General features: G+C 35.7%; 12 protein-coding genes. 3 read left to right on the plus strand and 9 right to left on the minus strand.

The window, feature by feature from the left end:
- Positions 1 to 34: 34 nt before the first annotated feature.
- The 3 genes from ulaA to ulaG are packed head-to-tail and all read right to left on the minus strand — an operon-like array spanning position 35 to position 3067.
- Complete coding sequence (ulaA, locus tag AC4BB5_RS13180) at positions 35 to 1513, minus strand: PTS ascorbate transporter subunit IIC (protein WP_490456576.1); 1479 nt, start codon at positions 1511 to 1513, stop codon at positions 35 to 37.
- Positions 1514 to 1528: 15 nt separating this feature from the next.
- Positions 1529 to 1987 (minus strand): PTS sugar transporter subunit IIA, encoded by a 459-nt coding sequence (locus tag AC4BB5_RS13185; protein ID WP_490456577.1) that lies wholly within the window; start codon positions 1985 to 1987, stop codon positions 1529 to 1531.
- Positions 1988 to 2002: 15 nt separating this feature from the next.
- The gene (ulaG, locus tag AC4BB5_RS13190; RefSeq protein ID WP_490456578.1) at positions 2003 to 3067 is read right to left on the minus strand and encodes an L-ascorbate 6-phosphate lactonase; all 1065 of its coding nucleotides are present in this window, start codon (positions 3065 to 3067) and stop codon (positions 2003 to 2005) included.
- A 197-nt stretch (positions 3068 to 3264) separates the two neighbouring features.
- Here ulaG and AC4BB5_RS13195 point away from each other — a divergent pair, with 197 nt between their 5' ends.
- The 3 genes from AC4BB5_RS13195 (at position 3265) to AC4BB5_RS13205 (ending at position 5909) form a co-directional block, all read left to right on the plus strand.
- Positions 3265 to 4044, plus strand: a complete 780-nt coding sequence (locus AC4BB5_RS13195; RefSeq protein ID WP_490456579.1) for a hypothetical protein — start codon at positions 3265 to 3267, stop codon at positions 4042 to 4044.
- Positions 4045 to 4812, plus strand: coding sequence for a DeoR/GlpR family DNA-binding transcription regulator (locus AC4BB5_RS13200; RefSeq protein WP_490456580.1), 768 nt, complete (start codon positions 4045 to 4047; stop codon positions 4810 to 4812). It abuts the gene before it with no gap.
- Between the two features lie 152 nt (positions 4813 to 4964).
- Positions 4965 to 5909, plus strand: a complete 945-nt coding sequence (locus AC4BB5_RS13205) for a LysR family transcriptional regulator (protein WP_490456581.1) — start codon at positions 4965 to 4967, stop codon at positions 5907 to 5909.
- A 146-nt stretch (positions 5910 to 6055) separates the two neighbouring features.
- Here the strand turns inward: AC4BB5_RS13205 and rlmN are convergent, their stop codons facing one another.
- The 6 genes from rlmN to nhaC all read right to left on the minus strand — a co-directional run bounded on the left by rlmN (position 6056) and on the right by nhaC (position 15112).
- Positions 6056 to 7138 (minus strand): dual-specificity RNA methyltransferase RlmN, encoded by a 1083-nt coding sequence (gene rlmN, locus AC4BB5_RS13210; protein WP_490456582.1) that lies wholly within the window; start codon positions 7136 to 7138, stop codon positions 6056 to 6058.
- A gap of 465 nt (positions 7139 to 7603) precedes the next feature.
- Positions 7604 to 9427, minus strand: coding sequence for an FtsX-like permease family protein (locus AC4BB5_RS13215; RefSeq protein ID WP_490456583.1), 1824 nt, complete (start codon positions 9425 to 9427; stop codon positions 7604 to 7606).
- Complete coding sequence (locus AC4BB5_RS13220; protein WP_490456584.1) at positions 9417 to 10166, minus strand: ABC transporter ATP-binding protein; 750 nt, start codon at positions 10164 to 10166, stop codon at positions 9417 to 9419. Before AC4BB5_RS13220 ends, AC4BB5_RS13215 begins: the two co-directional genes overlap by 11 nt.
- A gap of 108 nt (positions 10167 to 10274) precedes the next feature.
- Entirely contained in the window at positions 10275 to 10976 is a 702-nt protein-coding gene (locus AC4BB5_RS13225) for a GntR family transcriptional regulator (RefSeq protein WP_490456585.1), read from the minus strand.
- Between the two features lie 266 nt (positions 10977 to 11242).
- Positions 11243 to 13612, minus strand: a complete 2370-nt coding sequence (locus tag AC4BB5_RS13230; protein ID WP_490456586.1) for a DNA translocase FtsK — start codon at positions 13610 to 13612, stop codon at positions 11243 to 11245.
- Positions 13613 to 13723: 111 nt separating this feature from the next.
- Positions 13724 to 15112 (minus strand): Na+/H+ antiporter NhaC, encoded by a 1389-nt coding sequence (gene nhaC / locus AC4BB5_RS13235; RefSeq protein ID WP_490456587.1) that lies wholly within the window; start codon positions 15110 to 15112, stop codon positions 13724 to 13726.
- Positions 15113 to 15375: the final 263 nt, after the last annotated feature.

Genomic DNA, 15375 nt, shown 5'->3' on the forward strand with positions numbered 1-15375 from the left:
TTCCTAAAGTCTAGCCAACAAAGCAATAATATAATCAAGCTGCTTTTGCTGTCATTTTTTTCACGTACGCATCATAATCCTCAGCAATCAAGAAATAGCCTTCTGGATTTGCTCGGTATTGTAACTGTGGTATTGCTAGCAGTAAAATCACCACTAAAGCAACGCCGAAATAACCTAAATATTTCATTAGTATTGTCATCACTGGCCAAACAGTTGCCCAGTCAAACATGCCTATATATCCGCCATATTGGGATAATCCGATAAATGCAGCTATTAAAGCAGAGCCTAACACTTGAATCACACCTGAAATAAAGGGGAAGATACAAGCTGCTTTAAAACCACCACGATTATTCGCATAAACAGCGATTACCGCATTATCAAAGAATAATGGAATAAATCCTGCAATAACAATCACTGGAGATTTAAAAAGAATCAACAGGCCAATCGTAATAAATTGTCCTAATGCGCCAAATAAAAAGCCTATCGTCACAGCGTTTGGCGAACCAAAGCCAAACGTTGCTGCTACATCAATCCCTGGAACTGCCCCTGGTAATAAGGTGTTGGAGATTCCTTGAAAGGACTCTGTCAACTCTGAAACGAAAGTTCGAACACCCAACTGTAAAATCGCCAGATAAACTGCAAAGTACAACGCTGTCTGTAAAATGTAGAAGAAGAAACTTTGCCCCTCTACCATGAAACCTGCTTCAATTAAATAAGCTGGACCTAACACAACTAATATAATTCCGAAGAAAAAAAGCATTAGAATGGACGTCGCAACCATATTTTCATTAAAAATCGATAAGAAACCTGGTAATTGCACATCTTCGAGTTTTCGATTATTTTTATCTTTTTTCATTTTTTCGGATAAACGTGCAAATATATAAACGCCAAACATTTGTTGATGAGCAATTGCAAATCCTGCACCCTCAGTCAAATCCTGTGTAATATCAACAGTTAGATTCGATCCAACCGCCCAATAGCAACCTAAAATAAGTCCCATAATCAACAATATTTGAATCTGACCTAGATTAGGAAAACAGAATAATAAAATCCAAAATGCTGTTGCGGCTTGTTGAATTTGAACATTCCCTGTTGTAAAGACAGCTCGTAATTTTGTATATTTTTTAAAACGAACCAATAAAATATTCATTACAAACGCAATCAATAATAAAATCATCGTATCGCTAAATGTTCGCCCAAAAGTCTCTTCAATTCCTGCTGTGACAGCATTTTGACCAAAATAAGGATCAATGACCATTGCATCTAAATTAAATCGTTCCTTTAAACCCACTAAAATTGGTCTAAAATTATTAACTAGACCTCCTGAACCAACAGTCAATATCAAATAACCAACAGTAGCTTTTAAAAAACCAGCAATACTTTCATACAATGGTTTTTTCAGTAAAACATACCCTAATAGAACAATAAAACCAATTAAAAATGCTGGCTGTGTTAATATATTTGCAGCAAAATAATCCCAAATTCCCATCAGAAAATCTAATACTTGTGTCATTTACTCCCCTTCTTTCTATCTATCAAAAGCTGTCATCACTTTTTGGTAATCCTCCATCGTCTCTACCGACATCAAAGCATCGATTACTCCATCAGTCATCAACATTTCTGACAGTTTAGAGATATTTTCTACGTGTGCTTCACTATCTTTAGCCGCTAATGTAAAAAATAAGCGCGCATTTTTTTCAGCATTTCCTTCTTCAAAAACTACATCTTGACTCATTTTTGTAAATGAAATAGCTGTTCCTAACACACCTTGACTGTTTTCTGATGAATGTGGCATAGCAACACCTGGAACAATCACGATATATGGTCCATATTTTTGAACACATTCAATAATTTCATCCACATACTGTTTTGTTATAATATCCTTTTCCAATAATGTCTGACAGCTAAGTACCACAGCATCTTCCCAATTTGAAGGAGTTTCATCATAAAATCGAACTAAATCATTATCATAAAAATACTTTAACATTCACTTTCTCCTTTCTTATAAAAATGATGGAAATGGTGTATCATTATCGGTTGTAAAGACATCATCGAACCCTCGATAAAAATTGAATTCAAGTTTGTCTTTATCATTAGGGTAAGTAAATTTTCCTCCAACTTGCCAAATAAATGGCTTAAATTGATAGCCTAAACGATCTTTTTTGAACTTCCAAATTTCAGTGATTTCTTTTGGATCTGCCATAAAATTTGCCCAAATATCATAGTGAACTGGTATAACAACATTGGCATTTAACGATTCTGCCATTCTTAACATATCAACTGATGTGACTTTATCAGTAATTCCTCTAGGGTTTTCTCCATAGGCTCCTAAGCAGACATCTATTTTATGTTCGTTTCCGTGCTTAGCAAACATATTAGAATAGTGAGAATCGCCAGCGTGATAAATATTGCCGCCACTTGTTTCAAACAAATAATTGACAGCTATTTCATCCATATCTTGAGGTAGTTTTCCTTTTAGCGTCATTTCTGGATCTTCGCAGGTCACTAATGCCGTCCTATCAAAAGCTTCCAATGCAACGATATCCACATCCTTGATCGATACACGATCGCCAGGTTTTACAATTGTTGTCTTACTTTCTGGGATTCCCCACTTCAACCAAGTTTCAACAACTTCTTTCGGTCCGATAAAGCGTGCATTGGGACAATTTTGATAGACTGCTGCTGCCGTATTGATATCCAAATGATCCGAGTGAATATGAGTGACGACTAAGGCATCAACCTCTTTAACAGCAAAAGGATCAATAACGAATGGCTGTGTTCTAAGGTTAGGCTGCATATTTTCGCATCCACTCATCCGCATCATCTGATGGCCCTTTTTCATCTTTCCATTGCCATGCGACCTTTTCCCAGTCCCACACCATAAATCGCACAAAATATTAGTTCCTTCATGTGATTTCATCCAAATCCCAGTACATCCCAACCACCACATAGAAACGGTTCCTTCCCTAACTTCCTCTTCTTCGATTTCTTCATTCAAATACGTTCCCCATTCAGGAAAAGTACTTAAAATCCAACTTTCTTTTGTTACATCATGAATTGTTGCCATAAGATCCCTCCACATTATCTCAATCTCGATTACACTTTTCATTCTACAATATTTTAAACCGTTTTCAATCGCTTTATACGATCGTTTAAACACTTTTAAGAACGTTTCAACTAAATAAATAGTTAATAACGATAATAATATCTATTTTTATGTTCATATCTTTTTTTTTATGATATAGTTTCGTTGAGGTGAGGAAGATGAAAAAATTAGCTTGGAAAAGTATTTACTATGGGAAAAAAAGTTTGTTATGGTTTGTTTATTTATTGTTTGCTATTTATATCTGCTATCTGGTCACTAGCTCTCAAGAGTTAGGAGCAAAAATTATTTTTGGTAGTATTGGGGCTGTGATTCTAGGAATTGTCATACTTTTTGAATATTTAAAAAACCTATATGAAAAGATGATTTATGCCTTGACTGTTGATTGTGACTTAAAAGAAGCATTCGCTTTAAAACAGATGCTACAGAAAAAAGATTTGTTTAATGGCTTCAAACAGTCTATTATTATTTTTGACAGCTTATTTTTATTAGATGAAGGAAGTTATACCTCTTGTTTGGATCATTTACATAAAAATCAGCATTTCTTCCATTCCACATTGGATTACCTCTTCATCTATTATCATACGCAAATGTATTGCTATTCTTTTTTAAAGGATGAAGAAAATTTAGAAAGTTGTCTAGAAAACTTATATAAATTGAAAAATATTAAAAAAAAACAAATGAGCAACTTGTTTTCATGGAATGAAATTACAGGAATGAGATACTTCCACCAAAATAGAAATAAAAAATGTTTAAGCGAACTGAATTTGATCGATACAAACAAATTAAATAACCGAGAATTGACTTATCTGTTATATCTAAAAGGACACTGCTTACTCAAACTAAATGAAACATCGGAAGGCTATCGTTTATTAAAGAAAGCAAAGGTCCTAGGAAATACACTTGCAGTTGCCCAACAGAATGAGAGAGGAGGAATTTAAATGAAAAGCTCACATATAACAATCAAAAAACGCCGAGATAAACTACTTGAGTTATTGAAAAAAGAAACAAGTTTGTTGGTGAAAGAAATAAGTCATGAGCTAGCTGTTTCAGAGATAACCATCCGTCGTGACTTGATTGCCTTAGAAAAGATGGGTTTAGTCCAAAGAGCCCACGGAAAAGCTAAAATTGTTCAAAAAACGGGAACAGAAGATTACAATGAAGAAATCGAAGTATTAAAAAATGCGATTGCCAAAAAAGCAGCTGAATTCGTTAAAGACGGAAATACTTTATTTATCAATACTGGTTCGACCGCATTATCCTCTTTAAAAAATCTAGAGGATAAACGTGTAACGATTGTAACAAATAATGTAAAAGTTGCTAATCTAGACCATAATCCAAATTCAACGGTCATTTTATCTGGTGGCGAAATTCGCTTTCCTAAAGAAGCCTTGGTTGGTGATATTGCAATTGATTCATTTTCAAAAATGTCTTCTGATATTTCTATAATTGGCTGTTCTGGTCTTAGCATTGAAAATGGTATCACGACGCCAGTCTTACATGAATCTAAAATAAATTCACTGATTATCGAACGAACAAACGGTTTAGTGATTGTTGTTGCAGATTATCGCAAAATCGGTTTTTCATCTAATTTTACTAGTGGTAACATCAAAGATATCAATTATTTGATTACTGATACATTCGCTTCGCCTAGTGTGATTCGAGAAATCGAAAAACAAGGCGTACAAGTGATCCAAATTGAAATTTAATATATAAAGATTGTGAAAATCCTCTATCGTACTATGGAAACAGCTCTTTTTTGTAGTTTATGATATAATTTAGTCTAAAATAAATTACAACCCTTTCTTTTTTCTGAGATAAATAAGCCCACTACGCTTTTAAGTTTAAGGAGGATTGGATCATGAATATCAGACAATTGGATTATATTGTGAAAGTCGTCGAATTAGGTTCAGTCAATGAAGCTGCTAAACGTCTCTTTATTACTCAACCAAGCCTTTCAACTGCAATCAAAGAGTTAGAGCAAGAAATGAAGATTCAAATATTTCAACGAACGAAAAAAGGAATGGTTCTTACAACAGAGGGAACAGAATTTTTATCTTATGCTCGTCAAATCTTAGAACAAGTCGATTTGATGGAAGAAAAATACAAAGGTACTGAAACTCGCCGAAGACTATTTTCAGTTTCTGCTCAGCATTACGCCTTTGCCGTCCATGCCTTTGTGCAATTAATCCGATCTTACGAAAAAAATGAATACGAATTCACTTTTCGTGAAACACAAACGAATAATATTATTGAAGATGTCAGCACTTTTCAAAGTGAATTGGGCATTTTGTACTTAAATACATTCAACGAAAAAGTGATTAGAAAATTATTAAAAGAAAAACAACTGGTTTTTCATCCCTTATTTACTGCCAACCCACATGTTTTTGTCAGTAAAAGGAATCCTTTGGTTGGGAAAACGTCAGTCACGTTGACCGACTTAGAAAATTTTCCCTACCTTTCGTTTGAGCAAGGACAATTTAACTCCTTTCACTTTTCAGAAGAAATTTTAAGTACTCTATATCGTAAGAAAAGTATCCGCGTCAGCGATCGAGCAACCTTGTTTAATTTTTTGATTGGTCTTGATGGTTATACGATCAGTTCGGGCGTATTAAGTAGAGAATTGAATGATGAAAATATTGTTGCATTGCCTTTAGAGGTTGATGAAACAATGGAGATTGGCTGGATTCATCCTTCTCAAATGTCTTTATCTCCGATGGGGGAAGAATACCTACGCTATTTAAAAGAACACATTATTGACTACGGATTTACGATTTTAAATGAAGATGAAAACAAAAAGAACTGATATCACTTTTCTAGTGATGTCAGTTCTTTAAAATACCAATAAATAGTGGCAAAAAAGTAGCTACTACATTTCTATTACATTCTAACAACTAAGAGTTGAGTGAATCTGAACCAAGCTCCTGTTATTCCTACTACTTAATTTTTGAACTATCTAGCTGTTTTAACTTTTTTATCAGCTTTTTTGATTTGCTTGCTTCTCAATTGCCCACAAGCTGCATCGATATCCGTTCCATACTCTTTTCTGATGACACAATTGACACCATTTTTCTTCAGAATATCGTAGAATTTCAATACATCCGCTTTTTCACTGCGACTATATTGATCATGTTCACTGACTGGATTGTAAGGAATCAAGTTGACAAAGGTTAACTTCTTCTTATCTTTCAATAAATCAGCCAATTGTTGGGCATGTTCTGGGCGGTCATTCACATGGCTCAACATGATATATTCAAACGTAATTCGGCGATTTGTTTTTTCCAAATACTCGTCCACCGCATCCATCAACTTTTCAATTGGGAAGCTACGGTTGATTCGCATGATTGACGTTCGAACATCATTATTTGGCGCATGCAAAGAGATTGCTAAATTGACTTGTAGGCCATTATTCGCAAATTCTTTGATCTTAGGCACTAAACCACTCGTTGAAACCGTGATATGGCGCGCTCCGATAGCCAAACCTTTTGGATCGTTGATCGTATGTAGGAAATTCATTAGGTTATCATAATTATCGAACGGCTCACCGATTCCCATCACAACAATATGGCTTACACGCTCACCTTGTCCACGTTCATCAAAATAATGTTGAACGAGCATGATTTGAGCAACAATTTCTCCTGCTGTTAAATCACGTTGTTTTTTTAACAAACCACTTGCACAGAAAGTACACCCAATATTACAACCCACTTGCGTCGTCACACATACCGACATGCCGTATTCTTGACGCATCAAGACCGTTTCAATCATATTCTTATCTGGCAATTCAAAAAGATATTTTACGGTACCATCTTTTGCTTCTTGGATAATCACTTGGCGCAATGGATTGATAACAAAATTTTCCTCTAATAATTCAATGACATCTTTTGATAAATTTGTCATTTCACTAAATGCCATGACACGTTTGATATAAAGCCATTCCCATACTTGAGTAGCCCGGAACTTTCTTTCATCATGTTCGATGAACCATGCGATCAGTTCTTCTTTTGTTAAACCATAAATGGATGCTTTTTCCACTAGTTTTCTTCCTCATTTCTTCTAAACATTCGCTTCATACTATAACTTATTGTACCCGATTTGTCTATATGTTATCTAGGTTAGGCAGTAGAATTAGACATTTCTCATCACCTTGAGTTCACCTTTATCAGTCTAGCTTTTATTGTCTATTCGTTACTAGTTTTGTTGTTATACTCAAAGAAAAGAGCAGACTTTTTTATAAAACAATATATGCTTTTGAAAGACAGCCAGCGTTCTATTCAGATCCACGACGAGTGAATCCTAGTGTCTTAATAGATAAAAGAAGTGAGTGGGACATAACTCTTCGAGTCATATCCTACTCACATGGAATCCGAATAAACGGTGGGAACAGAAGTAATCCCTTCGGAAATAAGCTGAAATTCACAAAAATTTAAAGAGTAATTTTCGTGAATTCCTTCTTATTTCTCGGGATTAAACACTCCTGTCCCATCCTCTTCTTTTATACTATGCTTGAACTAAGCGGTAAACTTTTTTAAAATAAAATACACGCGCAATCAAATAATAAACAATTTGAATCAAGATAAACACCCCTAAGACTTGCCATCCCGCTAGCTGCATTCCTTGATTGAACATATGATACATCGCAGTCAATGCTACCACCCCATGGATTACAGAAACAACGATTGGTGTAAAGAACAGAATGCCAACTTGTTGATAAATCATCTTCTTCAATTCTTTTTTCGCCAATCCCATTTTATAAATCATTTTAAATTTCTCAACATCGACATCCATATCACTATATAATCTAAAATATAGGAAGCTTCCTGCTGAAACAAAAAAGACGATTCCTATAAAAATACCTACGAATAAAATTGGTGCATATTCATTGGTAATACTTTGTTGTGAATAACTTTTAGCCATTAGAAGCATATTCTTATCTTGAAATTTACCAACAGAAACTAACTCGTCATAACTAGCATTTCTAGGCTGCCAAACAGTCGTCGTTGTACTTTCAAAATTTTGTAAATTAGTAGTATCCGGTACGATGACCGTTGTTCCATATGCAGAAACAACAGTTGTTTTTTCTGATTTAATAACAGGTAAGGTCACTTCATCCGACAGTTTCACTTCATTTAGCGTTACTTCTTTCATACCCATCGCACTTGTTGGTAATAATTGAACAGCTTTTCCTTCCCCTTGGATCATTGGTTTGTCAATTAATGCTGCAAGATGATTATATTCAGACTCTTTAATCAAACTAACTTGATCTGCATTTGTATAAGTTGTCAGTTCTCCTTGATCTACTTGAATCCCTTTATCAGCCAAGAGTTTCGTGAAGTCCTGTTTGATTGACGCTGTATCTTCTGCTGTTCCTGTAACTTGAAACTCATATGGAATTTGTCTCATCCCATCTAAAATCATATTTTGAAAACCATACAACGTACCGATTGCAGCAAATGCCACAGTTGAAATAATCGATACTAAGAAAAACGAACGTGCATTATCCTTCATTCGGAAAGCAAGATCAGAAAACACCACCATATTCGTTTTTTTCCAGAAGATCGCTTGCTTCTTTTTTAGTCGTTCAATAATCGACACACTCAATTGATTGAATAAAAAACGAGTACCGGCAACGACTAAGAAAATCACAGGAATCATGACCATGGGCACCAACATCCCTTTAACTAAAAGAGCAACTGCATATCCTACACCAATCAATAAAATCGCTAAAAAAGTTTTAATACGTGAACTTTTGATCGTACCTTTTCCAAGGTCTCCTGCTTTCAGCAATTCTTGTAGACTTAATTTTGGTAAACGGAATTGAATGAAAAATGAAATTGCTAAAAATAACACAGTAAATGAAATAACTGTTAAAATAAGCGCCTGAGCTGGAAAATAAAAGCTAAAATCCACATGCATTAGTTTATTACTCAACCATAAAATCACTTGTGAAAAACCAATACCAGCAATACTTCCAATGATAGTTGCAAAAAAACCAATCACTAAGTTTTCAATAAACACCATTTTTTTTAGCTGTTTAGGACTCATTCCCTGAATCATCAGCAACCCAAATTCTTTTTTTCTAGACTGGATAAAAACATCCATTGAGTATAAAACAAAGAAAAATGCAAAGCCATAAATAATGATTGCAGCGGCTAACATACCGATGCGGGCATTTTTATTTAAGCCATCTGCCAATGCTGGATGAAAGGCAAACACTGTAAACGTGAAAAATACCATCACAGAAAATAATGTACTTAAGAAATAAGCCATATAAAGATGCTTATTCCTTAAGGTATTTCGAATAACAAATTGACTAAAACTCATTATCGACACCTTCAATCTCAGATAGTTTCACCATAATTTCATCGTAAAACCTCTTTTGATTTCCATTTTGGTGAATTTCATCAATCAATTCCCCATCTTTGATAAATACAATGCGTTTGCAATAACTTGCTGCTAGGGGATCGTGAGTAACCATCAGTATGGTTGCTCTTTCCTCTTCATTTAATTGTTGTAATAACTGCATAACATCTTTTGATGATTTTGTATCTAAATTACCTGTCGGTTCATCCGCCAATAATAGTTGTGGTTGATGAATCATTGCACGAGCCACTGCTACACGTTGCGCTTGTCCACCAGAGATTTCTGCGATCCGTTTTTTTAATAAACTTGCGATTCCTAAGCGATCTGCTAGAAGGTTCAATTGCTTTTTCATAACAGAAATTTTTTCTCCGTCTAAAGTCAATGGTAAAACGATATTCTCTTCTACGGTCAAGGTTGGCATTAAATTAAAGCTTTGAAAAATAAACCCAAGCTCTCTTCGTCTAAATTTGGCAACTTCTTCTTGATTGAGCTGATTCGGATCTTTACCATTTAATAAAACATGTCCAGATGATGGTTGATCGATCGTTGCTAGAAGGTTCAAAAAAGTACTTTTCCCACTTCCAGAAGGCCCCATGATCCCAATAAATTCACCATCTTCAACTGTTAAATTTAATCCTTTTAGTGCTTCATATTTGATTTCAGTTCCATACGTTTTAGATAGATTTTCGACTTGTAACATTATTATCGCTCCTTTTCTCTACTTTGCTAGTCTAATCCAATTACAACTAACGTACCATAGAAAAAAATAACAGATTGCTTACACTTTTGTAAGTAACCTGTTATTTCTTTATGCTTCATATTCAATTACATAAGGGTAAAGAGCTGTATTATAGATTGCTTCAGAATACTCAACCACTTTCCCAGAAATACCAATTGATTTACGAACTCTCTTTAACCCATTCTTTTCAGAAGTAGTCAAAATTTGTTGCTGTTCTGTAGTCAATTCAACTGTTTGAAAACTATCTTCAAACTTTATGATTTCTATTCCGTGCTGATCCATCAATCGATATAACGATTCCTGTTCAAAATCTTCTAATGGAACATCTCCTAATATAGTAGGTAGATAATAATTAAAATAGATGTAAGGCTGATCATCTAGTGTGTATAATCGTGAGACCTTGACTGCCTTTTCTCCAAGACACGAATAAATAAGAGAAGTAGAGTCTAACCTAACCGTCTCTAGCTTTAAAATTTTCTTTGCTACTTTTTGTCCCGAATCATTTAAATATTCTGTAAATGTACCTGCTTTTGATAATCTATTGTAGGGGCGATTACTTAAAACTGTGGTTCCTTTGCCACTTTTTTTCTCTACCAATTCTTCTGATGATAGTAACTCGATTGCACGACGAACAGTAATTTTACTCACATCAAATAATTGCTCAAGTTCTGCTTCTGTGGGTAATAGTGAACCCACAGGATATGTACCATTCATGATATCTGCTTTGATTTGCTCCGCTACATCTAAATATAATACGCTTTTTCTTCTCATTTGCTCCATCCTTATACTCTTTATTTGTCTATCGTTTCATTTAAAATTATTAGTTATTCATTTAGATTATCCTAATTCTAATCGTATTTATGATTTAATTCAACTTTCCTTCTGTCTATCTAATAGTATTTCGTACATTATACCAAAGATTCCATTTATCGAAAACCTATTTTGAGAAGTAGAACAAATATACTATATGCACTTGGCTAACCAAGCAAAAATGGAGCAGGCTTCTCAGCTTACTCCATTCCCTTTGGTAAATATTTTTATTCAGGACCTTGATCTAGAGGCATATCTTCTGATTCTGGCTCAAGAAATACTTTTCTTGGTTTACTTCCTTCAGATGGCCCTATTACACCGTGATCCTCTAATTCATCGACCAAGCGCGCCGCGCGATTATACCCAATTCTAAAACGTCTTTGTAGTAAAGAAATACTAGCTGTTTGCATTTCTACAACTAATGCTTTGGCTTCTTCATATAATTCGTCTTGCGAGGCTTCATTACTGCCACCAGTGGTTTCTTCTGTTGGCATCATATTTTCTTGATAGTCAGCTTCTTGCTGTTCTGTTACAAATGAGACGATTCGTTCGACCTCATGATCGGAAATAAAGGCACCTTGAACTCGGATTGGTTTATTCTCACCCATCGGCAAGAATAACATATCGCCACGTCCTAAAAGCTTTTCCGCTCCATTACTGTCAATAATTGTTCGTGAATCTGTTCCACTTGAAACTGCAAAGGCCATTCTTGAAGGGACGTTTGCTTTGATGATCCCAGTAATAACGTCCACACTTGGACGCTGCGTTGCTAAGATCATATGAATTCCAGCTGCTCGAGCCATTTGAGCTAAGCGAATGATCGCATCTTCTACTTCGTTACTTGCGACCATCATCAAGTCAGCTAATTCATCTACGATTACGACAATAAACGGTAAGATTGGACGATTTTCTCCATCTTCCAGATTCTTTTGAATCACTAATTCATTATAACCAGAAATATTACGAACCCCAGTTGCTGCAAATTTCTCATAACGAAATTCCATTTCTTGAACAACTTTTTGCAAAGCTTGAGCAGCTTTTCGAGGATTAGTAACCACTGGTGTCAATAAATGTGGAATACCATTATAGACATTCAGCTCCACCATTTTTGGGTCAATCATCATTAGCTTTACTTCATGAGGTTTTGCTCTCATTAAAATACTAGAAATAATCCCATTGATTGCAACAGATTTCCCACTACCAGTTGATCCGGCAATTAGTAAATGTGGCATTTTTGCTAAATCTGCTGATTGAACCATTCCAGAAATATCTCGTCCAAGCGGCACTTCCAATAATTTGTCTGGATGGCTTGGTTGTGCTTCAATAATATCTCTAAATGAAACAGTACTCACAGTGCTATTTGGTACTTCGATCCCAATCAATGATTTCCCAGGAATCGGCGCTTCCATCCGTACATCTTTGGCAGCGAGTGCTAAAGCAATATCATCGGTCAAGCTAACGACCTTGCTTACTTTCACCCCTACTGCCGGTTGAATTTCAAATTTTGTAACAGCAGGACCAAGACTTGCTTTGACTACTTTAGCGTCAACTCCAAAACTTTTGAATGTTTGTTCTAACACGCCAATATTTTTTTCGATTTTTTGATATTCTCCACTTTGATCGGCAGACGGAATCGAATCTAATAATGTTGAAGGTGGAAGTTCGTAGTCACGATCTTCCGCTTCTTCTGAAATTTCAAAGTCTAGTTCGCCGCCTTCATCCATTTCTGGTTCAGCAACTATTTTTTGTTGAACAGGTTGTGCTTCAGCTTGACTTTGAAAACTGTCGATTGGAACTAGTGTCAACTGTTCTGGTTCCTGCATTTCTTTTTCTTCTTGTTCCCATGCTTCTTGGGCTAATTTTTCGCCAGGCGTTAACTCACGTACATCGTTTTTCAAACGTTCTTGAGCCATTTGTTCCATCTGAGCTTGTTTGGCTGCACGTTTTTCTGCACGTCTCGCTTCTTTTTCTGCTTGTCGTTCACCGCTTCTAACAGTTAGATGTCCAATTTTTTCTTGAACGATCTGTAATCCATTCATCACTTGCTGGAAATCGAGCATACTCATTAAAAATACACCGACCACTATGAATAATCCAGCAATCAAATAACTACCAAACTGAGCAACTAGAAAGAAAGTAAAACTGTACAGTGCCGCACCAATCATGCCACCACCGACATTTTGAGCTACGGTACTAGCTTTTAAATCCATTCTAAGAAATTCCCATGTCGTTCCCATAATATCTGGGGTTTGTGTCCCTACATTACGAAACATGTAGGCATGTAGAAATAGCAATACACCTACGTAAGCAACTATTCCGCCGATTATCGGCCGGCTCTTTTTGATAGGAAACTCTTTCCCAAAAATAACTAAAGAAAGACCATAAAGCATAAGTAAAACAGCTGCTACTGAAAATGTATTTCCTATCACTACACGTAACCCATTGGCAATCAAAGTCCCAAGAAATCCTAATTTTAATAGTCCGAATAATCCGAAGAAGATAAAAAAGATACCGAGAAAAATGAAATTAAGATGTTCTTGTTGCTGTTGTTGTTTTTTTGTTTTTTTCTTTTTCGCACTTTTCCGTTTTTGTGCCATGTAACATCCCTCTTTTCAATCAGTATCCATTATACCTAAAAATCGAGCCGAACAAAAGTACCCCCATTGTTTCTCTTAAAATTTTAATGATTTTAAACAAAAAGCCCTCTTTTAATTGACTGTTTCACTAGGTGCTTGTCTATGGATACCAATACCTGTTATCCCTGAAAGTATCGACAATATCGGGCATAATAAGATAAAGAAGCTAAACGGCGCGTAGGCCAATGTAGAAACTTGTAGGGTACTTGCCATAAATACACCACTTACCCCCCATGGAATCAGTGAATTTAAGACAGTTCCAGAATCTTCTAGTGCTCTAGAAAGAACTTCTGGGGCAAGTTTTGCTTTGTCATAGCTCTCTTTAAAGGCACGCCCTGGAAGAATAATCGACAAATACTGCTCACCAATCATTAAATTGGCCAAAGCCCCACTAAATACTGTTGCAGCAACCAAACTTCCTGTTGATTTCAATTTATGAGCAAGCGGCGCCATTAGAACTGTGATTACATCCATTTTCATTAACAATCCGCCTAGTGACAAGGTTAGTAGAATCAGTGACACCGACCACATCATACTTTGAATACCCCCTCTAGTCAACAACGCATCGATTTGCTCCATCCCTGTCTCTGAGACAAAACCATTTTCTAAAATAGTGCTTAATTGTTTCAAATCAACATTTTGTGTTTGAATCATATACATCACACTAGAAACTAAGATTGTCACTAATAATGAAGCAATTGCCGGTACTCGTTTGATCGAACAAAAAACAAGTAATAAAATAGGTAATAACGCCCACCAACTAATAGCAAAGTTATCTTGCAACACTTCTAAAAACTGTTTCGTTTCTAAATCGGTCTGACCAGTCTTCGTTTGAAATCCAAGTACTGCGTATAAGATAAACGAAATAACAAAAGCCGGAATTGTTGTCCACATCATGTTTCTAATATGCTTAAATAAATCTGCTCCAGCAACTGCGGATGCTAAATTTGTCGTATCCGAAAGGGGGGACATTTTATCACCAAAAACAGCACCTGAAATAATTGCCCCAGCTAGTATAGCAGAGTTAAAACCCATTGAGATTCCCATCCCCATCAAAGCTAAACCAATCGTTGAAACGGTTGTAAATGCACTTCCGATCGATATCCCTACAACAGCACAACTAACAAAAGCTGAAGGTAAAAAGATTTTTATGCTGATAACTGAAAAACCTGCATACATCATCGTCGGAATAACGCCACTTGCAATCCAAACCGCAATCAAAGCACCAATCAAAATAAAAATGACCATCGGCACAATCCCAGTTTTGACCCCTTCGATGATTCCTTCATGAATTTTATCCCAAGAAGCACCACGCCACTTACTCCAACCAATCAACAAACCTAATGCACATAAGACTGGAAAAATTGGGCTCATCCCAACTCCGATTACACAAACACTAATAATCAATAATAATGACAAAAATACAAGTAACGCTTCTTTTACACTTAATTCTTTCTTCATTTACTTTCCTCATTCTTCTTATAAATTTAATGGTTAAATACAAAAAAATCCCTGACAATCAGAAAAAGACTGTCAGGGACGAATAAACGTCGGAAACAAAAAAATTATTTTGTCTCGTACGCATACATACACGCGGTACCACCCATAGTTGAAATTAAAAATAATCTCCACTCAAAAGACGCTAACGGATCTTACCCGAATAGACTATTTCGCTCCAGATTTGTAATTCAAGTAGTTATTTTGGTCAACTTCCATCAGCCGCT

It is taken from the genome of Enterococcus sp. AMC1252, assembly GCF_058216515.1.

Bases quoted from the DNA above. Each gene is read 5' to 3' on its own strand.
- ulaA (WP_490456576.1), bottom strand. From the start codon at position 1,513: ATGACACAAGTATTAGATTTTCTGATGGGAATTTGGGATTATTTTGCT.
- ulaG (WP_490456578.1), bottom strand. From the start codon at position 3,067: ATGGCAACAATTCATGATGTAACAAAAGAAAGTTGGATTTTAAGTACT.
- AC4BB5_RS13195 (WP_490456579.1), top strand. From the start codon at position 3,265: ATGAAAAAATTAGCTTGGAAAAGTATTTACTATGGGAAAAAAAGTTTG.
- AC4BB5_RS13200 (WP_490456580.1), top strand. From the start codon at position 4,045: ATGAAAAGCTCACATATAACAATCAAAAAACGCCGAGATAAACTACTT.
- AC4BB5_RS13205 (WP_490456581.1), top strand. From the start codon at position 4,965: ATGAATATCAGACAATTGGATTATATTGTGAAAGTCGTCGAATTAGGT.
- AC4BB5_RS13220 (WP_490456584.1), bottom strand. From the start codon at position 10,166: ATGTTACAAGTCGAAAATCTATCTAAAACGTATGGAACTGAAATCAAA.
- nhaC (WP_490456587.1), bottom strand. From the start codon at position 15,112: ATGAAGAAAGAATTAAGTGTAAAAGAAGCGTTACTTGTATTTTTGTCA.
- AC4BB5_RS13215 (WP_490456583.1), bottom strand. From the start codon at position 9,427: ATGAGTTTTAGTCAATTTGTTATTCGAAATACCTTAAGGAATAAGCAT.
- AC4BB5_RS13230 (WP_490456586.1), bottom strand. From the start codon at position 13,612: ATGGCACAAAAACGGAAAAGTGCGAAAAAGAAAAAAACAAAAAAACAA.
- AC4BB5_RS13225 (WP_490456585.1), bottom strand. From the start codon at position 10,976: ATGAGAAGAAAAAGCGTATTATATTTAGATGTAGCGGAGCAAATCAAA.
- AC4BB5_RS13185 (WP_490456577.1), bottom strand. From the start codon at position 1,987: ATGTTAAAGTATTTTTATGATAATGATTTAGTTCGATTTTATGATGAA.